Genomic DNA, 24,505 nt, shown 5'->3' with positions numbered 1-24,505 from the left:
GGTAACAAAAACCCCGGTTTTTCAGGCGCCGGACAATGGCCAGGGGGTGCAGGTCATGCAACCCCGCCGGCGGGATGGCGCAAGCCGCGCCGTCATCGCGGAGGCGGCGCGATTGCGCAAGGGCTTACGCAGGCGGCGATGCTTGACGCGGATTGGACGACCGTCCTACATGCCCATTAGGACGTTCGCCCCAGGAACCCGCCATGCCCGCCGGGCAGACCCGCGACCACATCATCGAGGCCGCTGACGCCCTGTTCTACGAAAAGGGCTTCGACCACACCGCCTTCTCCGACATCGCGCGGGCGGTCGGCATCTCGCGCGGCAATTTCTATTACCATTTCAGGACGAAGGACGAGATCCTGGCCGCCGTGATCGACCGCCGCCTAGCCCGCACCGCCGAGCTGCTGGCCGGCTGGCAGGCGCAGGCCGCTGACCCGGCCGGCCGCATCCGGTGCTTCATCGGGATGCTGGTGGCGAACCGCGAGCCCATCATGCGCCATGGCTGCCCGGTCGGCACGCTGTGCCAGGAACTGGCCAAGCTCGGCCACCCCGCCCAACCGGATGCCGTGCGCCTCTACACCCTGTTCCGCGACTGGCTCGCCCGCCAATTCACCGAAGCCGACCGGGCAGGTGAGGCCGACGCGTTGGCCCTGCACCTGTTGGCCCGCAGCCAGGGCGTCGCCGCTCTGGCCAATGCCTTTCACGACGAAGGCTTCATCCGCGCGGAAGTCGCCCTGATGGAGGCCTGGCTGACCCGGGAGATCCCGCCATGTTCATGATCCTGCTGCGCTTTTCCACCAACAAGGCCGAGGCCCCCCGCCTGATGGAGGCCCACAACTCTTGGCTGCGCGAGGGCTTCGAGGCCGGCGTCTTCCACCTCGCCGGCAGCCTGCCGCCGGGGCTGGGCGGCGCCATCCTCGCCCATGGCGCGACCCGCCCTGAGATCGAGGCCCGCCTCGCCGCCGACCCCTTCGTCGCCGCCGACGTCGTCCGCCCGGAGATCGTCGAGATCACTCCCGCCCGCACCGAACCGCGCCTCGCCCATCTGGCGGCTTGACTCATGGACAAGCTGTTCACCGCCCCCGATGGCCGCCCGCGCTGCCGCTGGTGTGCCGCCTTCCCCGACTATGTCGCCTATCACGACACCGAATGGGGCTTCCCCGTCACCGACGACCGCCGCCTGTTCGAGAAGATCTGCCTGGAAGGGTTCCAGTCCGGCCTGAGCTGGCGAACCATCCTGACCAAGCGCGAGAACTTCCGCGCCGCCTTCCACGGTTTCGACATCGACCGCGTCGCCGCCTTCACCGAGGCTGATGTCGCCCGCCTGCTCGCCGATGCCGGCATCATCCGCCACCGCGGCAAGATCGAGGCTGCCATCAACAACGCCCAGCGGGCGCGCGAACTGCTTGCCGAAACCGGCACGCTCGCCGCGTATTTCTGGCGCTACGAGGGCCAGGCGGTGCCGGGCTTTCGCGCGACCTCGCCGGAATCCGTCGCCCTGTCAAAGGACCTCAAGAAGCGCGGCTGGCGCTTCGTCGGCCCGACCACGGTCTATGCCTTCATGCAGGCGATGGGACTGGTCAACGACCACGACCCGGGCTGCGCCATCCATGCCGAGGTGGCCCACGCCAGGGCCGTCTTCCAGCCGCCCACCGCCCGGTAGCGGTCGGCGCTCCCAGGCGCGGAACCGCCTCGCGCCATCCACATCCCGGCACCGGCGCGGCGGGCCGGTGCCGCCGTGCGAAAAATGCCCTAAACCGCGCCCATGAACGCCAGCGACACGCGACTCGCCCTTGCCATTCTCGGCGTCGGTCATTTCGGCCGCTTCCATGCGCTGAAGGCCGCCGCCAACCCTCGCATCCGGCTTCTCGGCCTGGCGGATGCCGACGCCGCCCGCGCCGCCACGGTCGCCGCCGAGGCCGGCACCGAGGCGCTGCCCCCCGTGTCGGCGATCGCCGCCGCCGACGCGGTGATCATCGCCGCGCCCACGCGCTTCCATCACGACCTCGCCATGGCCGCCCTCGCCGCCGGCAAGCACGTCTTCATCGAAAAGCCGATCGGCGCCACGCTCGCCCAGGCCGATGCGCTGATCGCCGCCGCCGCCACCGCCCGCCGCGTCCTGCAGGTCGGCCACATCGAACGCTTCTCCGCCGCCTTCCGCGCCGTGGTGGAAGCCCCCGCCGGCGGCCGCGCCCTGTCCTGGGACGCCGTCCGCGTCGCCCCCTTCCGCCCGCGCAGCCTCGATGTGTCAGTGGTGCTCGACCTGATGATCCACGACATCGACTTGGTGTTGACCCTCGCCGGCGAGGACCCCGACGCCGTCGAGGCGGTCGGTGCTACCGTCGCCTCCGACCGCCCCGACTTCGCTGTCGCCCGGCTGCGCTTCCCCGGCGGCCGTGCCGCGGTCATTACCGCCTCGCGCGTCTCGCTGGCGATGGAACGCCGCCTGCGCGTGCTCGGCACCGAGGGCGAGATGAGCGTGAATTTCCTCGATCGTTCGCTCGCCATCCTCCGCCGAGGCGGCGCCGAGCCCGTCGCCACCATGCCGGGCTCGGGCATCGACCGCGCCACCTGGACCGACCATGACAGCCTGGAAGCCGAGCAGGCCGCCTTCGTCGGGGCCTGTCTGGACGGCGCGCCGGTTGTGGTGGACGGTGCGGCCGGACGGCGCGCACTGAAGGTGGCGCTCGCCGTGGAGGCCGCGATCGGCGGCGCGTAAGAGGAAACGCTACGAATGGAAAAGCCACGCATCGCCATCGTGGGGGCCGGCGCGGTCGGCGCCTATGCGGGGTCCTACATGGCCCAGGCGGGCCACGACGTGACCTTCATCGACCCCTGGCCCGAACACGTCGAGGCGATGCGCTCGCGCGGCCTGACCATCGAGCATCTGAAGGATGTGCCGCCCTTCACCGTGCCGGTGCAGGCGATCCACCTCACCGAGCTGCAATCCTTCGCCAAGCAGAAGCCGGTCGACATCGCCTTCGTCTGCATGAAGTCCTACGACACCGCCTGGGCCACGACGATGATCGCGCAGTACCTCTCGCCCGGTGGCTACATCGTCTCGCTGCAGAACTGCATCAATGAGGAAGTGATCGCCGGCATCGTCGGCTGGGGTCGTGTGCTCGGTGCCATCGCCTCGCTGATCACCGTGGAACTCTCCGCCCCCGCCCTGGTGAAGCGCGCCGCCGGCAAGTCGGGCGCCTCGCACACCGTCTATCGCGTCGGCGAACCGCATGGCCGCGTCTCCCCGCGCGCCGAGTACATTACCTCGCTGGTCGCGCTCTCCGATTCGGCGCTCACCACGACCAATCTATGGGGCGAGCGCTGGTCGAAGCTGGTGGCCAACGTGATGGGCAACGGCATCGCCGCCGCCACCGGCCTGCTTGCCAAGGAAGCCACGGCAGACGACGCCATCCGCGGCTTCGCCGCTCGGCTCGGCAGCGAGGCGATCCGTGTCGGCCAAGCCCTCGGTTACGACCTCGAGGAAATCCTCCATCTCGACGCCGAGATCATCGCGAAAGCCGGGGAGGGCGATGACGCCGCCCGCAAGGCCTACGACGCGCAACGCCTCGCCGATACGCAGAAGCCCGGCGGCGGCGCCCATCGCGCCTCGATGGGCCAGGATATGATGAAGGGCCGCCGCACCGAGATCGAATACCTCAACGGCTTCGTCGTCGCGCGTGGCGCGGAAGTCGGCATCGCCGCCCCGGCCAACGCCGCGCTGACCGAGATCGTCAAGCGCGTTGAGCGTGGCGAACTGTCCGCCTCGCCCGACCTGATCCGCAATCTGCGGCTCAACTGATTGGACCGGCGCGCCTCCGGGGGCAGCGGCTTCACCGGATCGGGACCGGCGGGATGGGGACAAGCGCCGCGTGGGCTGGCACCGTGACCCGCGACGCCAGGATGAGATGAGGGTCAGATCATGAAAGTTGCGGTCATGGGTGCCGGAGCCATCGGTTGCTACTACGGCGGCCTGCTCGCCCGCTCGGGCCTGCCGGTCACGCTGATCGGCCGGCCGCAGCATGTCGATGCCGTGACGCAACGCGGGCTCCTGCTGGATATCGGCCAGGAGCAATTCACCGTCCCGATGGCCGCCACCACCGAGGTGAGCGGCGTCGCCGGCGCCGATGTCGTGCTGTTCAGCGTGAAGTCCGGCGATACCGAAGCGGTCGGCCGCGCCATGCTGCCGTATCTGCGCCCCGATGTGACGATCCTCTGCCTGCAGAACGGCGTGGACAACCCGGACCGCCTGCGCGCCGTCATCGGTGGGACAGTGGTGCCCGTCGCCGTCTACGTCGCCACCGCCATGGCCGGGCCAGGGCATGTGCGCCACCACGGCCGCGGCGACCTGGTGATGGGTCCGAATCCCCACGACAGCGAGATCGTCCAGCACTTCGCCGCCGCCGGCATCCCGACCACCGTCTCCGCCACAGCGATCGATGCGCTCTGGGCCAAGCTGATCGTCAACTGCGCCTACAACGCGCTCTCGGCGCTGACGCAGCTCCCCTATGGCCGGCTGCTGGCGATGGGCGGCGTCGCCGAAGTGATGACCGATGTCGTCGCCGAATGCGTCGCCGTGGCGACTGCCTCCGGCGTGACCGTCTCGCCGGAGATCCTCCCCTCGGTGCTCGGCCTGGCCGCCAGCATGCCCGGACAGCGCTCCTCCACAGCGCAGGACCTCGCCATGGGCAAGCCGACCGAGATCGACCACCTCAATGGCTTCGTCATCCGCCGTGGTGCCGAACTGGGCATCCCCACCCCGGCGAACCGCGTGCTGCACACGCTGGTCAAGGCGACCGAAGCCGTGAAACGCGGCGATTGACCGGCTGAGGGAGCGCCGACTCTACCCGCCCTCGCGTTTCGCCGCCCAGACCAGGATCGCATCGAGCGCCGGGCACAGCGCCCGGCCCCAGTCGGTCAGGCCATACTCGACCTTTGGCGGCACCTGGTGGTGCACGACACGCCGCACCACGCCGTCCGTCTCCAACTGGCGCAATTGCTGGATCAGCATCTTCTGCGACACCGCCGGAATGGCACGCTCCAGGTCGGAAAAGCGCCGCAGCGACCCGTCGAACAGGTGGAACAGGATCAGCAGCTTCCACCGTCCTTCGAGGATGAGCAGCGTCGCCTCGACATCCGCCGCCGCCGTCTGCGGCGTATAGGGCGCACCGCTGCGGTCCACCTTACTTTCAGGTGAGTACCTTACTTTTTCGTCTGTGCTTGCCATTGCTGAAGTTTATCCGCACCTCCGCCTTCACTCAACCGAGGAAGGAGAGCCCCATGACGCCGCCGCTGCCCGACCCGATCGCCGCCTATTACGCCGCCGAGCAGGCCAATGACGCCGAGGCCCTGTCCCGCTGCTTCGCCCCCGAGGCCATCGTGCGCGACGAGGGCGCTACGCGCCACGGGCGCGCCGAAATCGCGGCCTGGATGGCCGAGGCCAAACATCGCTATCAACACCGCACCGAGATCCTGTCCGCCACGGCCGAGGGCGACACCGTGACCGTCGCGGTCCGCATCAGCGGCCGCTTCCCCAATTCACCGGCCCATGCGTCGCAGGTGTTCACCCTGGCCGACGGCGCCATCAGGATGCTGGTGATCGCCTGATGGCCGGCCCCCTGCATAGCAAGCGCGCGCTCGTCACCGGCGCGAGCCGCGGCATCGGCCGTGCCGTTGCCGACCGCTTGCGCGAGGACGGCGCGACCGTCCTCACCGTGGCCCGCAGTGGCGACGCCGATCGCCTCTCCATCGCCACCGACCTCGCCACCGCCTCCGGCTGCACCGCCGTTGCCGAGGCGGTGGCGGCGCAACTCGGCGGCATCGACATCATCGTCCATGCGCTGGGCGGTTCCACCGCGCCGGCCGGTGGCTACGCCGCCCTGGACGATGCCGAATGGCAGGCCGCGCTCGCCCTGAACCTGCTGCCCGCTATCCGGCTCGACCGCGCGCTGCTGCCGTTGATGGTGGGGCAGGGCGCCGGCGTCATCGTGCATGTCACATCGATCCAGGTGCAGTCGCCGGTCTTCGAGGCGACGCTCGCCTATGCCGCCGCCAAGGCTGCCCTTGCCAATTACAGCAAGGGCCTGTCCAAGGAGGTCAGCCCGAAAGGCGTGCGCGTGCTGCGCGTCTCCCCCGGCTGGACCGAGACCGAGGCCGCCGTCGCACTCGTCAACCGCCTCGCCACCGAGGCCGGCACCGATGCCGCCACCGCGCGCGACGAGTTGATGAAGGCGATCGGCGGCATCCCCATCGGCCGCCCGAACCAGCCCTCCGAGGTCGCCGACCTCATCGCCTTCCTGGTCTCGCCGCGTGCCGCGACGATCACCGGCACCGAAATGCGGATCGACGGTGGTTCGCTGCCCATCGTCTGACCGACCCCGCCCGAGCGTTCGGTCGGGACTTCCTGCCGGAACCCGACCGATCGGTCGGCCCGCCCTTGCCAGCGCCCCACCGCCGCGCGACCCTCCCCGCAACGTATTCAGAGGAAGGAAACGCCGCATGCACAATCCAATGGACCTGACGGGCCGCACCATCATCGTCACCGGCACCGGTCAGGGGATCGGCCGCGCCATTTCGCAGCTCGTCCTCGACCTAGGCGGCAACCTGGTGATGGTCGAGCGCAACCCCGAGACCTTCGCCGATGTCTCGAAGGCACTCGGCGGCAACCACACCCTCGCCATCCAGGGCGACGTGACGGATGAAGTGTTCTGCGCCCGCGTGGTGGACGATGCCGTCGCCCATTTCGGCGCTGTGCATGGCCTCGTCAACAATGCCGGCATCACGCGCCCGGCGATGATCGAGAAGATGACCGTCCCGCAATGGCAGGCGGTGATCGACGTGAACCTCACCGCCGTGCACCTGATGCAGCAGGCCGTCGGCCGCCACATGATCAGCCGCGCGCGTGCCGGCGACACGGTCGCGGGCGCGATCGTCAACATCTCCTCCACCGCCGGCAAGCGCGGCTCGATCGGCCAAGTGAACTACGCGGCGGCCAAGGCCGGCGTGCTCGGCATCACCATGACCGGCGCGCTGGAATGGGCGCGCTACGGCATCCGCGTGAACTCTGTCGGCTTCGGCACAGTCGAAACCCCAATGACGGAGACCGTCCGCTCCGACCGCTTCCGCGAGCGCACCCTGGCGCGCATCCCGCTCGGCCGCATCGCCACGCCGGCCGAGGTGGCGCCGCTGATCTGCTTCCTGCTGTCGGACGCCTCCTCCTTCGTCACCGGCCAGAATTGGCTCGAGGATGGCGGCAGCATCACGCATGTCTGACGGACCCCGGCCCCCTGTTGGTCGCGCCGCCGGGGGCGCCGCGCGGACGGGCCAAGTGCGGATGTTCCCGATCGGCCGACACCGCGCGGCTCTCCCGAGGGTGCTGCCGGTCGGTTCGCCGGCCCGGGCGCGGCGCGATTGACCCCGTTCAGGAGAGCGGCGGGCGAGGGGGAGGTGGTTGCATCAAGTACGTATAAAGTAAAGACGGCTGAAAATATGTCGAGGCATGAACGGAAAATTAAAATAAGATTACAATGAATGATGGGGCCAGGTTAACCGCCATGTACATGCCTGTACTGGCATGACCGATTTCAAGAAGGGATAGTCCGGCATATGCAGCGGGCGGGACGCAGACGCGATCCATCCGCAGCAACGACCGCCGCCAACCAGCCCCAGATAGCTTGCGCAGGGGCGCAGTTGCCTCCGACGAGCTTGGATAGAATTTACCATGATGCTCAAACGCCGCGCTCCGCTGCTTCTTGCCGCGCTGGCCACGGGCTGGATCGCGGCGGGTGCCGCAGCCCCCGCGATGGCGCAGGACCTCGGCGCGGCCATCGTGCCAACCAATCCGGACCCGCACAGCTTTGGCGATCCGATGGCCTCCGGCCGCCCCGCACTCGCTGCGACGGTCCCGCGGGCCGATGCCAATCAGGGTCCCCGAGGTTTCGGCGACCCGACGTCATCCGGCCGTGTTGCAACCGGATAGACGGCCGCGCGCAGCTCCGTCAATCAGGGTGCCCATCCCCTGGGGTCATGAACGAAGGTTCCGATCCGCGACGTCATCGGTTCCGGCGATCACGCGCGAACGCCTGCAGCATGACGGGGCCGGCACCATGGCGCGTCTGACCCCGTACTTTCACTCACTTCAACAATTCATCAATAGATTTGGCTTTCGCCGGACTACCAGCGGGCCGCCTTCGCGGTATCGGCACAAGTCAAAGCCTCGTGCCGTTGGTATAGCGTGAACGAAACCGAATTCGCTCACATGTGAGTGTGACGCAGCGCCAAAATGCTCGATAATGTATGAGCAAGCATTGAAAGGCGACCGCGCGACATGACGAGCGAGCCCACCCGTCCTCAGCTTTCGTCGAGGACGGTCCATGTGAACGCCGCAAGCGCGGCCGTCCAGCCCGATGGCACCAGTTGGGCAAATGCCTTCCCTGATCTCCAACCGGCGCTCGCAACCAATGCCGCCGAGATCTGGGTCGCGGCGGGCAGCTATTCGCCGGGCACCACCGCCGACGCCACCTTCCAGCTCAAGGCCGGCCAGGCGGTGTATGGCGGTTTCGCCGGCACCGAGGCGCAGCGTGAGGCGCGCGACGTCACGCGTCATCGCACGGTGCTCGATGGCGGCGGCGTCGCCCATCACGTCGTCATCGGCGCGGATGACGCGGTCCTCGACGGCTTCACCATCCGCGGCGGCCATGGCGAGACCCAGCACGAGACCACCCAGGGCAATGCCGGCGACCCGTTGCATCTGACACCCGAGACCATCCTCGCCGGCACCAACACCGATGCCGGCGCCGGCATGCTGAACTTCCAGGTCGCGCCGGTGGTCCGCCACTGCATCTTCGAGGACAATTCGGCCGCCAAGGGCGGCGCCGCCTACAATGCCGGCCACTCCTCGACCGGGTCGGACCGCAAGACCCGCGTGCCGCTCTTTGCCCACTGCACCTTCCGCCGCAACACGGCCACCGCGCGCGGCGGGGCGATCAGCAACGATCTGGGTGTCGATACGATCTTTCTCGACTGCGTCTTCGAGGCCAACCGCACCGATGAAAAGGGCGGCGGCATGTACAACGACTTCGCCTGTTCGCCGCTGCTGCTGAACTGCCTGTTCACTGGCAACGAGGCGGCCAGCGCGGGTGGCATCGGCTGTGACGGCGGCTCCTCCCCGGTGATGCGCAATTGCAGCTTCACCGCCAACCGTTCGACCGATTTCGGCGCGGGCGTCTATCTCGGTACCGGCCCGGCCAACGACCCGGTGCTGGTGGATTGCGTCATCGCCGACAATGCCTGCCCGTGGGACCCCTCGGTCATCTATCTGTGGCACGACAATCGGCCGCGCAGCGTCACCCTGTCGGGTGATGCGGGCTACCGCGCCGGCCGCTGGACCGAACAGGATATCGACCGTCTGCGCACCGAGCTCGACGCACTGCGCGTGGCGCCCGAGCCGGCCATCGCCCCGCCCTCGACGACCACGCCGCAATCCACGCGGGTCGTCTTCGTAGACGGGTTACGCCCATCCGGCGGCGACGGCACCGCCTGGACCAGCGCCCATGCCTCGCTCTCGGCGGCGCTGGAGGATGCCGGCAAGGATGGCGCCGAGATCCGCGTCGCCGCCGGCCTGTACTGCCCCGGCACCGACCGCGATGCCTCCTTCTTGCTGCAGCCGGGCGTGCGCGTCCAGGGCGGCTACCGCGACGGCCTGCGTGACATCGAGGCGCATCGCACCGTGCTCGACGGCCAGGGCGTCTATCACGTCGTCACCGGGGCCAATGGCGCCGTGCTGGACGGCTTCACCATCACCGGCGGCCGGGCGGATGGGCAGGGCTATGACGGCAAGGGCGGCGGCCTGGTGAACTACCGCCGCGGCCCGCAGAACGCGCCGCGCCACACCGACGCCACCGGCTATTCCACGACGGTGCGGCACTGCGTCTTCATCGGCAACAGCGCGCATGATGGTGGCGCGGTGTACAGCTACGACCGCGCCGCCCCCGTCTTCGAGAACTGCACCTTCACGGCCAACAGCGCCGAGAATGGCGGCGCCGTGCTCGACCGCGTCGGTGTCACCTCGGCCTTCCGCAACTGTACCTTCGACCACAATCTCGCCCGGTGGCGCGGTGGTGCGCTGTATCTCGACTATGGGGCGCGCGCGACATTCTCCGACTGCAACTTCTCGGGCAACGCCACCGGCGGCCATGGCGGCGCCCTGTTCGGCGTCAGCCGCGCCTCGCAACTCGAATACACCGCCGCCGAACTCACTACATGCACGTTGGAAAGCAACGCCGCCGCCGGCGATGGCGGCGCGATCGACGCCACCGACTTCACGCGCATCACTCTCGACAAATGCAGCTTCGCCGGCAACACGGCTGGCCGCAGCGGTGACGACATCCTGACCGACAGCAGCAGCTTGCTGACGCGTAGTGGGTGATGCCGGGCGGGCAGGACCCGCCAAGGCGTCTCGGCACCGCAACTGCCCCCGCAGGCCGGGCCAGTGATGCCTGTGCCGCCTCAATCCTCTCGGCCAGCCCTCCGCGGGGTGGGCGCATCGGCATGACCTCGTTTTGTCACTTGTAATAGACACATATCAAGATATCCTTATTTCGCGTTGGTCCCGCGCAAGCGGGTGCAAGAGGGAATGCCGTGCGCGGGGGCAACACACCCCCCGCAAGTCGGCGGCTGCCCCAGCAACTGTCGGCGGTGAGCCGCCGGCCCTTCCGCGGTTCCAACCGCGGGCCACTGCGCGGGCAACCGCGCGGGAAGGCGGGCCGGTGGCGCTGACCCGCGAGCCAGGAAACCTGCCCACGCCGCCGACCCGTGACTCAACCGCGGGCAGCGCCACCATTTTGCCGCCGGGCTGGGTGCACCGGGGGCGGAGACGCTCGCGATGACCATCGCAGCCACCCTTGGCTACCCCCGCATCGGCCCGCGCCGAGAGCTGAAGACCGCCCTCGAGGCCCATTGGGCCGGCACGCTCGACGAACCCGGCCTGCTTGCCGCCGGCGCCATGCTGCGCGCCCGCGCCCGCGTCACCCAGCGCGCCAACGGCATCGGCCATGTCGCCTCTGCCGATTTCGCGCTCTACGACCACGTCCTCGAAACCGCCACCGCCCTTGGCGCCATCCCCGACGGCTATGGCTGGGACGGCCAGGGCCCGGCCAGCCTAGCCACCCTCTTCGCCCTGGCGCGGGGCGCCCGCGGCACCGAGGCCGAACGCGCCGCCGGCATCGCCGCCGATGTCCCCGCGCTCGAAATGACCAAGTGGTTCGACACCAACTACCACTACCTGGTCCCGCGCCTGTCCGCCGCCACGCGCTTCCGCCTGCTGCACAACCGCTGGGCGGATGCCGTCGCCGAGGGCCTGGCCGAGCAATGCCGCACCCGCCCCGTGCTGCTTGGCCCGGTCTCCTTCCTGCTGCTCTCGAAAACCGAGGACGGCAGCAACCCGCTCGCCCTGCTGCCCGCCCTGCTGCCGGCCTATGAAGCCGCGCTGCGCGGCATCGCCGAAGCCGGCGCGGCCTGGGTGCAGATCGACGAGCCCTGCCTGGTCACCGACCTGCCCGCCGGCGCCGCCGAGGCCTACGCCACCGCCTTCCGTCGCCTGGCCGACGCCGCCCCCGGCCTGCGCCTGCTGCTCGCCACCTATTTCGGCGGCCTGCGCGACAATCTGCCGATCGCCGCGGCGCTGCCCGTTGCCGGCCTGCATCTCGACCTCACCCGTGGCCGCGACGGGCTGGAACCCGCGCTCGACGCCCTGCCGGCCGGCCACTTCCTGTCGCTCGGCGTCGTCGATGGCCGCAACGTCTGGCGCAACGACCTGCGCGCGACCCTTGCCACGCTGCGCGGCGTCGCCGAGCGTCGCGGCACCCGCAACCTCATGGTCGCGCCGAGCTGCTCGCTGCTCCACGTCCCGCATTCCCTCGCCCGCGAGGACGCGCTCGACCCCGCCTTGAAGCGCCGCCTCGCCTTCGCCGAGGAAAAGCTCGCCGAGGTCTCGGCCCTCGCCCGCGCCCTCGACGAAGGGGAGGGCGCCATCGCCGCCACCCTCGCCGAGTCCGACCGCGCCATGGCCGAATGGCGGGCCGACCCGCGCCTGCGCGACGCGACGGTCGCCGCCGCCCTGGCCGCCGTCACCCCGCGCATGGCCCAGCGCATCTCCGCCTATCCGCAGCGCGCCGTCGCCCAGCAGCAGCGCCTGAACCTGCCGCGCTTCCCGGTGACCAGCATCGGCTCCTTCCCGCAGACCGCCGAGGTGCGCAAAGCCCGCGCCGCCGCCGCCCGTGGCGAGATCACGGCCGAGGCCTACGACACCCGCATGAAGGACCTCACCGCCGAGGCCATCGCCTGGCAGGAGGCCGAAGGCGTCGACGTCCTCGTCCATGGCGAGTTCGAACGCAACGACATGGTCAAGTATTTCGGCGAGCGCCTCGCCGGCTATGCCTTCACCAAGCATGGCTGGGTGCAGTCCTACGGCAGCCGCTGCGTCGCCCCGCCGATCATCTGGGCCGACGTCTCGCGCCCCGAGCCCATGACGGTGGATTGGGCCAGCTACGCGCAGTCCCTCACCACCAAGCCGGTGAAGGGCATGCTGACCGGCCCGGTGACGATGCTGTTCTGGGCCTTCGTCCGCGAGGACATCCCGCGCGCGGAGGTCTGCGCCCAGATCGCCCTCGCGATACGCGATGAGGTGTGCGACCTCGAACGCGCCGGCATCGCCATCATCCAGATCGACGAGCCCGCCTTCCGCGAAGGCCTGCCGCTGCGCCGCGCCGACCAGCCCGCCTATCTCGACTGGGCGGCCCGCTGCTTCCGGCTCTCCGCCAGCGGCGTGGCCGATGCGACGCAGATCCACACCCACATGTGCTACGCTGAATTCAACGACATTATCGGCGCCATCGCCGCGATGGATGCGGACGTCATCTCCATCGAGACCGCCCGCAGCCGCATGGAACTGCTGAACGCCTTCACGCAGTTCAACTACCCCAACGCCATCGGGCCGGGCCTGTGGGACATCCATTCCCCCCGCGTGCCCGGCGTCGAGGAAATGGTCGGCCTGCTGCGCCAGGCGGCGGCAGCCCTGCCGAGCGAAAGGCTGTGGGTGAACCCCGATTGCGGCTGCAAGACGCGCGGCTGGGCGGAGGTGAAGCCGGCGATGGCGAACCTCGTCACAACGGCACGGCGGCTGCGGGCGGAGGCAGTTGCCTAAGACGCCGTCAATCCTGGAGGGGCAACTGCTCCTCCAGGTCCGGCCTGGCGTTGACAGGTGCAGGTGGCTCCCGTGAAGTCGGGCTGCAACAGCGATGCAGGTGACGCCATGCGCGAGCCGACCGACTCCCAGCCCGCCGCGATGCGGCGCCGCGCCCTGCTCCTCGCCGCACTCGCCACGCCATCCCCCACCATCGCGCAATCGGTGCGCGGCACGACGAAGATGATCGTCCCGTATGGTGCGGGCAACATCACCGACCAGGTCGCCCGCGTCTTCGTCGAGGTGCTGGGCACGCGCGGCGGCCGGCAACTCGTCATCGACAACCAGCCTGGCGCCGGCGGCACGCTTGGCGCCTACAATCTGGCACGCGCGCCGGCGGATGGATCGACGCTCGGCATGGTCTCCGTCGCCGCACTCGCCATCGCCCCACATGCGGCGCGGCAGGCGGTGCGCTACGACCCCTTCACCGACTTGGTGCCAGTGGCCGGCATCTGGGTCTCCAGCGCCTTCCTCGCGGTCAACGCCAGCGTGCCGGTGACCAACCTCGCCGAATTCGTCGCCTATGCGCGCTCGCGCCCGGCCGACAATCCGCTGTTCTACTGCTCGCCCGGCAACGCCACCGTACCGCATCTGAACATTGAGGCGCTCCGCCGCGCGCTCGATTTTCCCGCGCAACACGTCCCGTATCGCACCAGCGCGCAGGCCAATACTGATCTGCTCGCCAACCGCGTGCAGGTGACGATGGATTCCGCCTCCATCACCGTCCCGCACATGAAGGCGGGCACGCTGCGCCCGATCGCCTATAATGGCGCGCGCCGCAGCCCGGACTTCCCCGACATCCCGACCTTCCGCGAAGCCGCCCCGGATGTGCAGATGCTCAACGCCTGGTCGGGCATCTTCTTCCCCAAGGGCACGGCGCAGGCGATCGTGCAGCCGGCCGCCGAGGAATTCCTTGCCACCGTCAACGCCCCGGGTTTCGCCGAGAAGATGCCGCTCGGCGTCGCTCCCTTTGCGCTCAATCCGGCGGAACTCGGCGCGCAGGTGCGGCGGGACAATGAACGGCTCGGGCGGCTGATCGCCGATATCGGCCTGACGTCGGACTGAACTGTCGCGAGAGCGGCTTACGTTCGACCGCGCTCACGCAAATCGCTCCGACCGATTATTTGACCGAGCATCGTCACGTGCCTGACTGACTCCAGTCAGGCACGATCTGCTCCAACCTCCGGAAAGGTCCCCATGGCACGAGAGATCATCAACTCGCCGCGCGTGACGCCGATGCGCTCCGCCGTTTCGCATGCGGTGAAGTGCAACGGCTTCGTCTTTGTCACCGGCGCCACGCCCTTTCGCGGCCCCGACCGCATGACGGCGGAACTCGACAAGGGAGACCTCACCGCGCAGGTCCACCAGGTGATGCGCAACATCACCGCGATCCTCGAGGAAGCGGGCTCCTCGCTCGACCGCGCGGTGAAGATGAACATCGCAGTCACCGACCTGACCCGCTACGCCGAGTTCGACGCAGCCTTCCGCACCTGGTTCGCGGAAGGCAATTTCCCGGCGCGGCAGACGACGGAATCGGTCCATCTGGCGCATCCGGATTTCCTCGTCTCGATCGACTGCATCGCCGAGGCCTGACGGGGTACCTCCTGGCGTATCGCTTGCATGCCCCTTCGGCATGCCGCGCGAGACCTTCTGCCTCCGCTTTGACATGCCAGACCCCGGTGACGCGGCGGCCCTGCGCGCGGCCATCGCATCCGGCCGCATCGCGCGCGACGGCCTGCGCGCCGTGCTGCTGAAGACCCCTGGCAACGGCCTGACCAACGACCACACCCGCACCCTCGCCACGCGCGAGGTGCTTGCCGCCCTCGGCCCCGGCCCCGCGCCGATGATGCTGGCCTCCGGCGGCACCGAGGGCATCGCGGTCCCGCACATCATCCTGCTCGGCGAAATGGCAGGTGGCGGCCAGCCGGGCAGGGGCCTCGCCATCGGCCTGGGCCATGGCCCGTCCATCACCCCGGCCGACACCGCCGGCCCCGCCATGTCGCGCGCCGTCGCCGCCGCGGTCGCCGCTGCGATGCGAACCGCCGGCGTCACCGACGCTGCTGATGTGGTCATCGCCCTGGTCAAGGCGCCACTGCCGAGCCCATTCGCTTTCGGCGGTACCGAAGAAGCCTTCGCCGCCTTGAAGGGCTCTGCCCGCGCCGCCGCCTCCCTCGGCGCGGCTGCAGCGCTGGGCGAGATTCCCTGGGCGCAGATCGGCGACGGCACGACGGCCGCGCTGCACGGCCACCGCACTCTCGTCGCCGCGGGCACTGACGTCACCGCGCCCGAAGCCCTCGTCATCGGCCAGGCCCCGGGCTGGGCCGGCACGCTGCGCGCTGGCGCCACCATGCTCGTCGACATGCTCGACGCCCCCGGCGTCGCAGCGCTGCTGGCCTCGCTCGGCCTCGCCGCCACACCACAACTCACCGCCGCTGACGCCGTGCGCCTGCGCGCCGTCATCACCAAGGGCGAGATGCCCGCGCTGCTGCGCGGCGACCGTCCCGCCGCTCTCGATGACAGCGACATCCACCCCAACCGCCACTTCCGCGCCGCCCTCGGCGGCATGATCGCCGCGCTCACCGGCGATGGCCGTATCTTCCTCTCCGGCGGCGCCGAGGCTCAGACACCACCAGGTGGCGTGCTGCTCGCCATCATCGCCGACACAGGCCAGGAGGCTCAGGAATGAACACCAGGCAACTCGCGGAACAGTTCCGCGAAGACGGATTCTGCCGCATCGAAGGCTTGTTCGGCGCGGCCGAACTCGCCGACCTCGACGCCAAAACGCGCGACGTCATCGCCCGCGCCCAAGGCATCCCCGGCGAGACCGAGATCTTCGACGTCGAGGACAGCCACACCCCCGACGACCCCCGCATCCGCCGCATCAAGCGCCCGCACGAAGTCGACCCGCTCTACTGGTCCTACGCCTGCTTCCCAAAGCTGCTCGAAGCCGTACAGGCCATCCTCGGCCCCGACATCCGCCTCCACCACAGCAAGATCAACCTGAAGAGCGCCCGCTTCGGCAGCCCGCTCGAATGGCATCAGGACTGGGCCTTCATCCCCCACACCAACATGGACCTCGCCATCGGCGCGGTAATGCTGGACGAGGTCGACGAAGGCAACGGCCCCATGCTTGTCATCCCGGGCAGCCACCGCACCGGCCTGATCGATCACCACGACGAGGACGGCTGGTTCGCCGGCGCCATCGACCCCGACCGCATCGACACCGCCGCTGCCGTCCCGCTGCTCGGCCCGCCAGGCACCGTCACGCTGCACCACCCGCTGCTGGTGCATGGCAGCGCGCTCAACACCAGCACCCGTGAACGCCGCCTGCTGTTCTACGAATACGCCGCCGCCGACGCCTGGCCGCTGATCTATGGCGTGCAATGGCCGGAATACACTGGCCGCCTCGTCGCCGGCTCGCCCAACCCGCGCATCCGCATGGAGCCGGTCGAAGTGAAGATGCCGCATCCGGTGCGCAAGGCAGGGTCGATCTACAATAACCAGTCGGCCCTCAAGCGCCGCTTCTTCGAGACGCTGAACGCCCAGGCGTAAGGGAAGGTCGAGGGGCGCTGCCCCTCAAACACCCGCAGGAAATTCAGCTTCCTGCACCTTCGCTCGATTTCTGCGAAATCGAAGAACGGCATCACGAATGCGGACAGGCGGCCCGTCGCAACGGCCATGCGCCGCGCCCGGGAGCAACTGATCCCGCCTTTGGCACCCATTGCCAATGGCGCCTCCAGGCTGTCTCTGAATGATCTCGGCCCGTGTCAGCAAGGTCGGGAAGCGGCTCTTATACGCGACTGCCCTGACGCTCCGACAGCCGCACTGCAGGGATCTTGCCCTCATTGGCGCGGACATCAGCGGCGAGCGACTCTCCACCGCGGCCCATGCGGCAGCGCCGCGATGCACTTGTCCACATTGCCTCAGTTCGACGAGCAACGTGTTCAGCCAGTTGGCCTGCGGCCTGCTGGACGCCCCAATCCTCATGCACCGCCATTGGCGTTGTTGTAGGCGATTGGCGGCAGGTTGACGCCTCTCGGGCCGGAACCGGACACTGCGTCGCTACAAGCAGCCACGGAAAGCAACATCTGGATCACAACGGCGAGGCAGAACATCTCTCGGATTCCCTGCCGCACGAGGAGCTTCATCCTTCTTCTGACGAGAACTCCAAACACTACTCCGTCGCGTCTGATGCATTCGATCGGGTGGCTCCAATCCATCCGATGATACGAACTGGTCCGTGATCGAGGCATTCACGTAGCGAACGGGCGCCGCACGACCCGCAGCGCCCAGATGTTCTGCAACGCGAACTGGTCCGCAGTAGGCCGCGTTATCGGCTCACGCGACAGTTCGGCTACGGTCGCCGCCGCGCGAAAGAGAATGCGGCGGGCGCGGCTCAGGACCGCCGCACCTTCCCTGTCAGCGCCCACCAGCCGAACCGCCGTACAAACCGGCCAGGGCCGGTCCGACGCTTCGGATCCTGGGCGGCTGGGAAAGGCGCTGCACCGTCGTATTAGGTCCGGCGCGGAAGATACTGCGCGGCAAAGCCCGCGCGACGCCCGGCCGGCGGTCTACGTCGAGGGCCGCCGCAGCGGCAAGCAGCCCGTCGATCACGCCCTGCGCGGGCGCGGATGCAGGGATGTCGAGCGCGGCACGACCTTGGTTGCGCGCTTGGGCCAACTGGGTGATTGCCGTCGGGGAGGAAGACCGCCAGCGGGGACCAACAGGCACGTTCGCCGCGAGGAACTCGGTATCGGCAATGGCGCGTGCCGCCGCGGCAGGCTTGTTCGCTTCAGGACTCCGAAAGAAGCTGGCAGCTTCCTGGCCTGCGCGGCGAATGGGATCGGACGTAACGGCGTCGGGGCTGAGGCCGGCATCGTGGGTGGAGGTTCGGCGGGCGTACGGGCGGCAACCGCGATTCTCCCAAGTAGCAGCGCCTCCCGGATCATGGCCGTTCATCCTCACTGTCTTATATTGTCAAGAGATCGCTTCCCAAACGATGCGGATTGATTTGCGTCAAATCGTACGGGCTGAATGTCCAGGCGGACGGCACATGCGCGGCTGCCTCAAGCTGAGCCCACTCTGACCCAGGCGTTGTATTGCGAGGTGGTCCGGAAACCTTGGACCGCCGGTGTGGCGTCGTTCGCGAGAGAGAGGAGTGGCCCTGTGCCACTCGCTACTGCCCGCCGCGCTCCTCCACTATGCCCAATACCGCGATTGCCGCCGCTTCTGACGGCAACCCCTCCGGCGCCCGCAATTTCGCCAGCGCCTCGCCAAAGCCGACACGCTGTGCCGCCGCCACCGCCGGGTCGAGCATCGGCCGCAACAACGCCTCCGCCAGTGATTCCGGATTGCACGGCCCCTGGATGCGTTCCGGCACCACCTCGCGTTCCGCCAGCAGATTCACCAGCGACGCATGCGGCACCTTCACCAAGCGCTTCGCGATCGCCGCTGTGATCGGGTTCAGCCGATACGCCACCACATGCGGAATCCCGGCCACCGCCATCTCCAACGACGACGTGCCCGATTTGATCAGCCCTGCACCATGGGATTCCGCGACGGCGGCGAAGGCGTCGTGCTTGGCCTCATTCCCTTCCACCAGGATCGGCGCCGCAGGCCAATCGGCGGCCGCGGCCCGCACAGCCTCGGCGACAATCGGCGCCACCGGCAACACCGGCCGCAACCCAGGCAGCTGCTGCGCCACCAACCGCAACGCCCCGCCGAAGATCGGCAGCAGCCGCTGCGCCTCCATTCGCCGGCTGCCCGGCATGACGATGACCGGCCGCTCCTCCGCGCCCAGCCCATGCACCGCACGGAACCGTGCCGCATCGCCGTGATCCGCCCCGCTCTCCAACACCGGATGGCCGACGAAAGTCACCGGCACGCCGGCGAGCTCGAAGAAGATCGGCTCGAAGGGCAGCAGGCAGAGAATGCGGTCCACCTCCTCCTTCAGTTTCACCACGCGCCCTGGCCGCCAGGCCCAGACCTGGGGTGCGACGTAATGCACCACCGGAATGCCGAGTGCCTTCGCCGGCCTGGCCACGCGCAAGGTGAAGCCCGGGCTGTCGACCGTCACCAGCACCGCCGGCCGGCGCTTGGCGACATCGGCGACGGCATCGGCGATCAATCGCTTCAGCCGGAAGATCTTGGGCAGCACTTCCAGCAGCCCCATCAGCGCGAGCTCGCGATAATCGAACAGGCTCGGCACGCCCTGCTCGGCCATGCGCGGCCCGCCAATGCCGGCGAAGTCGAGATCAGGCCGCCGTGCGCGCAATGCCGCGATCAGCCGCGCCCCCAGCACATCGCCCGAAGCCTCGCCGGCCACGACATACACCAGCGTCATGCGAAGACCGCCGGCACCGGCGCCGCGAAAGGCCGAGACGGCCAGTCACGAAAGTTGCGCACCTGCCCATCCTCCCGCACCGCGGCCAGACGCGCCGGGTCCAGCGTGCAGAATACCCATTCCTCCGTGTCGAGCGCCCCGCGCGCCAGCACGCCATCCTCGGGAAAGCCCCGATCGACCGGCCCGAACACCGCTGCATGCCCCCGGTTCACATCGAGCGCCGCCGACCATGGCGCCTCGCCCACGGTCGGCGTGATGGCGACGTAGCATTGGTTCTCCATCGCCCGTGCCGCCGCACCGACGCGTACGCGGTTGAATCCATGCATCGTGTCGGTGCAGGACGGCGCGAGGATCGCCCAGGCACCTGCCTCGACCTGCGTGCGAACATGCTTCGGAAACTCCACGTCGTAGCAGACGGAAATCCCAATCCTTCCCCACGGCGTCTCGAACACCGATGGATCGGCGCCCTGCGCGACACCCCAGCGTTCCGCCTCGAAGCGCGTCATGGCGCGCTTCTCCTGCACTGCCATGCGCCCCTCCGGCGTGATCAGTGGCGCGCGGTTGACGACGCGCCCATCCGTCCGCCGCACCGGCAGCGTGCCCGGCAGCAGCCATATGCCAAGCCGTCGCGCCGCACCCTGCATCACGGCCAAGATCTCTGGCGCCGCGTCGACCATCGCGGCAAGTTCGCCGGCCTCATCGGCAACATCGCCGCCCGCCAGCGTACTGCCGAGTTCCACGCAGGCATATTCCGGCAGCACGAGAAGCTCCGCCCGCGCACGCCCTTCCTCCAGCCGTTCCTCCAGCGCGCGCCCGAAGGCCGCGACTGAGGCCGGCCGCCCGACACCGTATTGCAACAACCCCAACCGCAGCGGCGCGCTCACAGCGGATCCTTCACCCAGAAGCCGAGCGCGTGGGGCGTCTCGCGATCGTCCCCGACTTCCTTCCAGTCAAACACAACTGAAATGTCGGGCCGCTGCGTGTACCCTCGTTTCACCCAGAAGCCATCGAGCGGGACATGCCCCTGCGGCCGCCGCGGATCGTTGTCGTTGCGCGTCACCGCGCAGAAGGCGCTGGCGCGTAACCCGAGCGACCGCGCATGCGCTTCCCTCAATTCGAAGAACCGCACGCCGGCGCCGCGCCCGCGATACTCGGGCAGCAACACGCTCTCGCCGAAATAGCAGAACCGCGCCGGGTCCAGGCCACGCCCCCGGAACGCCGCCGCGACGCGCGCGGCCGCCTCGACCATCGGCTGGCAGGTGGCGCATCCGACGACGCGTTCGCCGTCGATGGCGGCGATGACGGCCGCCCCCGGACTGTCGGCATAGGCGGCGAGATAGCCTTCCTCGTAGCTGGCGTCGCCGTCATAGAGATACGGCCAGTCCCGGAACACGGCGATGCGCAGCCCCGCGAGGCGCGGCAGCCAGGCGCGCAGCGCGTCGCCGCGCAATGTCTCGAAGCGAAGGGATGAGGTCTCCATCCCCGATGCATAGGGTCCGTGCCCCCCACAAGGAAGGCCCCACCCACGATTTCGCGGAAATCGAGCAAAGCTCCAGGAAACCGAGTTTCCTGGCTGGGGGGCGAGCGGCGCCCCTCGACCTACCGGTCCCGCACCACCCGTATCCCCGCGAAATTGTACCGATCCGTACCGGTCCCCTGCACCCGGTTCCCCGCCCGCACATACCAGGGCAGATGGCTCCACGAGCCCCCACGCATCGAGCGGTTGGCGCAATCCCCAGTCAGCCGCGGTGCCCCGTTGGCGGGCTGCCCGTGCAGGTCGGGATTCACGCAATCCTCGACCCACTGCCAGGCATTGCCGAGCATGTCGTGCAGGCCGAAGGCGTTCGGCCTGAAGCTGCCGATCGGCGCGGTGTAGACGTGGCGGTCATTGCAGCGGAAGGTGAATTGCGGCCGGCGGTCGAGTTGCCGCGCCTCGGCCAGCGTCAGGTCCGCGACATTGCCATAGGCGCAGGCCGCCGCCCGCGAATCCCCCCAATAGCGCGATGTGGTGGTGCCGGCGCGCGCGGCGAACTCCCATTCCGCCTCGCTCGGCAGGCGATATGGCTTGCCGGTGGTCTCCGTCAGCCAGCGCGCATAGGCCTGTGCATCATTCCAACTCACGCAGACGACCGGGTGGTCTCCCTTCTGCCGAAAGCCGGGGTTGCGCCAGTTCAGCGTCGGCGATTCGAGATATTCGTAGGTCGCGCCGGTATTCGAGACCGCCCAGCAGCCGGCCTTCGGCGCGTGGCCGGTCGCCGCGACGAAGGCGGCGAATTCGCCGACCGTCACGGCGCTGCGCGACATGGCGAGCCCCGAGGCGATGGTCACGCGCAACGCCGGTTCCGATCGTCCGCGCATGGTGACCGGCACACCCTCGAGCGCTTCCTCACCGGCCGGGACGCCCATGGTGAAGGTGCCGGCGGGCAGCGCCACCATCTCGGGGCAATGCGAACAATCGCGAAAACCGGGCGGTGACACCTGCGCGGCAGCGTCGCCGGCGAACAGCAGCATCAGGAAGATCGATGCCAGGGACGAACACTTCAGCATGCAACGCTCCGACGAGTGCCCGAAGCCTACCGCAGGCCTTCCCGCCACCGATACATGCAACGATCGTCAATGCGCGTGGATTTGGCCTGATTCGCGGGCCGCGGTGACGAAGGCGGCGAGGCCTTCCTCCACCACCGCGCGCGGCAGGTTGCGCAGCACCAGGGTCAGCCGCGACCTGCGGTCGTGACCTGCCGGCCATGCTGCAAGCTTGAGTGGCGGATGGAACACATGCTGCACGCCATGGACGACGACGGGTCTGTCCTCACCAGCGATGTTGAGCAGCCCCTTCACCCGCAGGATCGAATCGCCGCGCGTCAGCGCCAGCATCTCCAGCCAGGTGGCGACGCCATCCCATGGCAGCGGCGCGTCGAACACCAGCCCGAACGCCTCGATGCCCGCATCATGCCGGTTCGGATCATGGTTATGGTGATGCCCGTGATGATGCCCCGCCTCCGCGTCCAGCCACCCAGCCACCGCCGGAATCCGCCCCGCCACATCGAAGCCGCCGGCATCAAGCAACGCCTCGGGCGCGATCACGCCAAGCTCGGCGCGTAGCAGCGGCGCCACCGGGTTCAGCGCGACAAGCCGCGCCTCCAGCGCCGCGACCGCCTCGGCTCCTGCGAGATCCGCCTTGGTGAGCACCAGCCGGTCGGCCATCGCCGCCTGCTTCACCGCCTCGACCTGGGTGTCGAGCGTCGCCATCCCCGCCACCGCATCGACCAGCGTCACCACACCATCGAGCCGGAATGCCGCCAGCACCACCGGGTCGCTCATCAGCGTCTGCAGGATCGGCGCCGGATCGGCGAGCCCGGTCGTCTCCACCACCACGCGACGGATGTTCTGCCCGCCCTCCGCGCGGATCGCGAGGTCGCGCAACACCCGCACCAGATCCCCGCGCACCGTGCAGCACAGGCACCCGGCATTGAGCAGCACCACATCGTCGTCGAGCCGTTCGACCAGTAGGTGATCGAGCCCGATCTCACCGAATTCGTTAATCAGCACGGCGGTATCGGCCATCGCCGGCGACTTCAGCAGCCGGTTCAGCAGCGTCGTCTTGCCCGCACCGAGAAAGCCGGTCAGCACCGTGACCGGGATCTTCTCCCGCCTCATGCGCCGTACAGCGTTTTGGGGTCCACCAGCGGATCGGCGATGGTCGTCACCTGCCCATCGCGCAGCGCGTGGAAGAAGCAATTGTGCCGGCCCGTGTGGCAGGCAACGCCATCCTGGTCGACCAGCGCCAGCAGCGTATCGCCATCACAATCGACGCGCAGGTCGATCAACCGCTGCTGCTGCCCCGAGGTCTCCCCCTTGCGCCACAACCGGTTGCGCGAGCGCGACCAATAACACACGCGCCCCGTCGTCAGCGTCTCGGCGACGGAGTCCGCATTCATCCAGGCCATCATCAACACCTCGCCGGTGTCGTGCTGCTGGGCGATGCAGGGCACCAGACCATTGGCGTCGAAGCGGATCTCGGCGATCAACCGGGCGGCGGCGTCGGGGGCGATACTGGTCATCGCTCGATGATATAATATCTCAGAGTGCAGGAAGCGAGGTGGTGACATGACCCAAACTGCGACGCGCGAGACTGCCCTGAAGGAGGCCGAGGCCGCCTGCCTGCGCCGCGGCGCCACGCTCACCCCGCTGCGCCGCCAGGTGCTCGAACTGGTCCTCGATGCCGATGCCCCGGTCGGCGCCTACGCCCTGCTTGACCGGCTGAAGGCGACCCGCCCCGGCGCGGCGCCGCCCACTGTCTATCGCGCACTCGATTTCCTGCTGGAACAGGGGCTGATCCACAAGCTCGAACGGCTCAACGCCTATATCGGCTGCACTGATGCCGGTCATGGCCACGCCCATGACCACCATCACCCGCACCAGTTCCTGATCTGCCGCACGTGCGGCGCCACCACCGAGATCACCGACCACGGCGTCGCCCACGCCATCGAGGCCGCCGCCCGGCGCGCCGGATTCGCCCTGGCCGAGGCGACGGTCGAGATAGAAGGCACCTGCGCGCGCTGCCTCGCCTAAGGAAGGCGGGGGAGGGCGCTCCCACCGAATCGTGCCCATCGACGTCGCTGCGCAACGCCGATGGGGCCCCAAGCCCCACCGTGTTCCATCTGTTGGCATGGCCCCTCGTCGTCCCCAACAGACACAAAAGAGGGGATTCGGGCCGTATGCCCACATATACCGAATATGGCTCGGCCTGTCATAATTGCCGGCCTTTCCTGGCGTAACGGTCGTTCGGTCGCAGCTTCAAATCGGGGGCACGCATCAGCTTGCCCGGTCAGCGTTTGTGCGCAGCGTCGCGGCGGTCACACGGGGCGCCGCGCTCGCCGGCTTGCGGCGAGGTTGCATGGATCAGTCGGGCAACCAACTTT

Annotated in this window: 26 protein-coding genes and 1 riboswitch; of the genes, 17 read left to right on the top strand and 9 right to left on the bottom strand. The window is 68.8% G+C overall.

Annotation, left to right across the window (positions count from 1 at the left end):
• Nucleotides 1-203 precede the first annotated feature (203 nt).
• The 6 genes from IEY36_RS00815 (at nt 204) to IEY36_RS00790 (ending at nt 4,822) form a co-directional block, all read left to right on the top strand.
• On the top strand, nt 204-779 hold the full coding sequence (locus IEY36_RS00815) for a TetR/AcrR family transcriptional regulator (protein WP_188965012.1): 576 nt from the start codon (nt 204-206) through the stop codon (nt 777-779).
• Nucleotides 770-1,057, top strand: coding sequence for a YciI family protein (locus IEY36_RS00810; protein WP_188965011.1), 288 nt, complete (start codon nt 770-772; stop codon nt 1,055-1,057). Before IEY36_RS00815 ends, IEY36_RS00810 begins: the two co-directional genes overlap by 10 nt.
• 3 nt (nt 1,058-1,060) lie before the next feature.
• A complete protein-coding gene (locus IEY36_RS00805) occupies nt 1,061-1,663 on the top strand; it encodes a DNA-3-methyladenine glycosylase I (protein WP_188965010.1) in 603 nt (200 codons plus the stop codon).
• A 102-nt stretch (nt 1,664-1,765) separates the two neighbouring features.
• The gene (locus IEY36_RS00800; protein ID WP_188965009.1) at nt 1,766-2,719 is read left to right on the top strand and encodes a Gfo/Idh/MocA family protein; all 954 of its coding nucleotides are present in this window, start codon (nt 1,766-1,768) and stop codon (nt 2,717-2,719) included.
• A 15-nt stretch (nt 2,720-2,734) separates the two neighbouring features.
• The gene (locus IEY36_RS00795; protein ID WP_188965008.1) at nt 2,735-3,802 is read left to right on the top strand and encodes a ketopantoate reductase family protein; all 1,068 of its coding nucleotides are present in this window, start codon (nt 2,735-2,737) and stop codon (nt 3,800-3,802) included.
• A gap of 120 nt (nt 3,803-3,922) precedes the next feature.
• Nucleotides 3,923-4,822, top strand: a complete 900-nt coding sequence (locus IEY36_RS00790) for a ketopantoate reductase family protein (protein WP_188965007.1) — start codon at nt 3,923-3,925, stop codon at nt 4,820-4,822.
• Between the two features lie 21 nt (nt 4,823-4,843).
• On the opposite strand, the gene IEY36_RS00785 is transcribed toward IEY36_RS00790, so the two are convergent.
• Complete coding sequence (locus tag IEY36_RS00785; protein ID WP_308423095.1) at nt 4,844-5,182, bottom strand: winged helix-turn-helix transcriptional regulator; 339 nt, start codon at nt 5,180-5,182, stop codon at nt 4,844-4,846.
• Between the two features lie 98 nt (nt 5,183-5,280).
• Here IEY36_RS00785 and IEY36_RS00780 point away from each other — a divergent pair, with 98 nt between their 5' ends.
• The 10 genes from IEY36_RS00780 (at nt 5,281) to IEY36_RS00735 (ending at nt 16,792) form a co-directional block, all read left to right on the top strand.
• The gene (locus tag IEY36_RS00780) at nt 5,281-5,607 is read left to right on the top strand and encodes a nuclear transport factor 2 family protein (protein WP_188965005.1); all 327 of its coding nucleotides are present in this window, start codon (nt 5,281-5,283) and stop codon (nt 5,605-5,607) included.
• Nucleotides 5,607-6,371, top strand: coding sequence for an SDR family oxidoreductase (locus IEY36_RS00775; RefSeq protein WP_188965004.1), 765 nt, complete (start codon nt 5,607-5,609; stop codon nt 6,369-6,371). The genes IEY36_RS00780 and IEY36_RS00775 overlap by 1 nt, the downstream gene beginning before the upstream one ends.
• A 127-nt stretch (nt 6,372-6,498) precedes the next feature.
• On the top strand, nt 6,499-7,272 hold the full coding sequence (locus IEY36_RS00770; RefSeq protein ID WP_188965003.1) for an SDR family NAD(P)-dependent oxidoreductase: 774 nt from the start codon (nt 6,499-6,501) through the stop codon (nt 7,270-7,272).
• A 448-nt stretch (nt 7,273-7,720) separates the two neighbouring features.
• Nucleotides 7,721-7,978 carry a hypothetical protein gene (locus IEY36_RS00765; protein WP_188965002.1) on the top strand — a complete coding sequence of 86 codons (258 nt, stop codon included), beginning with the start codon at nt 7,721-7,723 and terminating at the stop codon, nt 7,976-7,978.
• A 396-nt stretch (nt 7,979-8,374) separates the two neighbouring features.
• Nucleotides 8,375-10,426 (top strand): right-handed parallel beta-helix repeat-containing protein, encoded by a 2,052-nt coding sequence (locus IEY36_RS00760; protein WP_188965001.1) that lies wholly within the window; start codon nt 8,375-8,377, stop codon nt 10,424-10,426.
• A gap of 161 nt (nt 10,427-10,587) precedes the next feature.
• Nucleotides 10,588-10,815, top strand: a riboswitch (cobalamin riboswitch).
• A gap of 67 nt (nt 10,816-10,882) precedes the next feature.
• Nucleotides 10,883-13,201: a 5-methyltetrahydropteroyltriglutamate--homocysteine S-methyltransferase gene (gene metE / locus IEY36_RS00755; RefSeq protein WP_188965000.1), complete on the top strand. Its 2,319-nt coding sequence runs from the start codon at nt 10,883-10,885 to the stop codon at nt 13,199-13,201.
• A 108-nt stretch (nt 13,202-13,309) separates the two neighbouring features.
• On the top strand, nt 13,310-14,305 hold the full coding sequence (locus tag IEY36_RS00750; RefSeq protein ID WP_188964999.1) for a Bug family tripartite tricarboxylate transporter substrate binding protein: 996 nt from the start codon (nt 13,310-13,312) through the stop codon (nt 14,303-14,305).
• A gap of 132 nt (nt 14,306-14,437) precedes the next feature.
• The gene (locus IEY36_RS00745) at nt 14,438-14,833 is read left to right on the top strand and encodes a RidA family protein (protein WP_188964998.1); all 396 of its coding nucleotides are present in this window, start codon (nt 14,438-14,440) and stop codon (nt 14,831-14,833) included.
• A gap of 40 nt (nt 14,834-14,873) precedes the next feature.
• Nucleotides 14,874-15,926, top strand: coding sequence for a ring-opening amidohydrolase (locus tag IEY36_RS00740; protein ID WP_188964997.1), 1,053 nt, complete (start codon nt 14,874-14,876; stop codon nt 15,924-15,926).
• Nucleotides 15,923-16,792 carry a phytanoyl-CoA dioxygenase family protein gene (locus tag IEY36_RS00735; RefSeq protein WP_188964996.1) on the top strand — a complete coding sequence of 290 codons (870 nt, stop codon included), beginning with the start codon at nt 15,923-15,925 and terminating at the stop codon, nt 16,790-16,792. Before IEY36_RS00740 ends, IEY36_RS00735 begins: the two co-directional genes overlap by 4 nt.
• Before the next feature lie 431 nt (nt 16,793-17,223).
• Here IEY36_RS00735 and IEY36_RS00730 read toward each other — a convergent pair whose 3' ends face one another.
• The 8 genes from IEY36_RS00730 to hisI form a co-directional block, all read right to left on the bottom strand.
• The gene (locus tag IEY36_RS00730) at nt 17,224-17,388 is read right to left on the bottom strand and encodes a hypothetical protein (RefSeq protein WP_188964995.1); all 165 of its coding nucleotides are present in this window, start codon (nt 17,386-17,388) and stop codon (nt 17,224-17,226) included.
• Nucleotides 17,389-17,659: 271 nt separating this feature from the next.
• Nucleotides 17,660-18,199, bottom strand: coding sequence for a hypothetical protein (locus IEY36_RS00725; protein WP_188964994.1), 540 nt, complete (start codon nt 18,197-18,199; stop codon nt 17,660-17,662).
• Nucleotides 18,200-18,416: 217 nt separating this feature from the next.
• Nucleotides 18,417-19,583 carry a lipid-A-disaccharide synthase gene (gene lpxB, locus IEY36_RS00720; protein ID WP_188964993.1) on the bottom strand — a complete coding sequence of 389 codons (1,167 nt, stop codon included), beginning with the start codon at nt 19,581-19,583 and terminating at the stop codon, nt 18,417-18,419.
• Nucleotides 19,580-20,467 (bottom strand): carbon-nitrogen hydrolase family protein, encoded by an 888-nt coding sequence (locus IEY36_RS00715; protein ID WP_188964992.1) that lies wholly within the window; start codon nt 20,465-20,467, stop codon nt 19,580-19,582. The genes lpxB and IEY36_RS00715 overlap by 4 nt, the downstream gene beginning before the upstream one ends.
• The gene (locus IEY36_RS00710) at nt 20,464-21,063 is read right to left on the bottom strand and encodes a GNAT family N-acetyltransferase (protein ID WP_188964991.1); all 600 of its coding nucleotides are present in this window, start codon (nt 21,061-21,063) and stop codon (nt 20,464-20,466) included. The genes IEY36_RS00715 and IEY36_RS00710 overlap by 4 nt, the downstream gene beginning before the upstream one ends.
• Before the next feature lie 119 nt (nt 21,064-21,182).
• Nucleotides 21,183-22,130, bottom strand: a complete 948-nt coding sequence (locus IEY36_RS00705) for a formylglycine-generating enzyme family protein (RefSeq protein WP_188964990.1) — start codon at nt 22,128-22,130, stop codon at nt 21,183-21,185.
• 66 nt (nt 22,131-22,196) lie between these two features.
• The gene (locus IEY36_RS00700; RefSeq protein ID WP_188964989.1) at nt 22,197-23,240 is read right to left on the bottom strand and encodes a CobW family GTP-binding protein; all 1,044 of its coding nucleotides are present in this window, start codon (nt 23,238-23,240) and stop codon (nt 22,197-22,199) included.
• The gene (gene hisI / locus IEY36_RS00695) at nt 23,237-23,644 is read right to left on the bottom strand and encodes a phosphoribosyl-AMP cyclohydrolase (RefSeq protein ID WP_188964988.1); all 408 of its coding nucleotides are present in this window, start codon (nt 23,642-23,644) and stop codon (nt 23,237-23,239) included. Before hisI ends, IEY36_RS00700 begins: the two co-directional genes overlap by 4 nt.
• 46 nt (nt 23,645-23,690) lie before the next feature.
• Between hisI and IEY36_RS00690 the strand changes: the two genes are divergently transcribed.
• The gene (locus IEY36_RS00690) at nt 23,691-24,155 is read left to right on the top strand and encodes a Fur family transcriptional regulator (protein WP_188964987.1); all 465 of its coding nucleotides are present in this window, start codon (nt 23,691-23,693) and stop codon (nt 24,153-24,155) included.
• Nucleotides 24,156-24,505: the final 350 nt, after the last annotated feature.

Origin of the sequence: Neoroseomonas lacus (genome assembly GCF_014644535.1) — a bacterium.
Lineage (GTDB): Bacteria > Pseudomonadota > Alphaproteobacteria > Acetobacterales > Acetobacteraceae > Neoroseomonas > Neoroseomonas lacus.
Note: the sequence above shows the minus strand (reverse complement) of the source record. Positions and strands in the feature narration are given on the sequence as shown.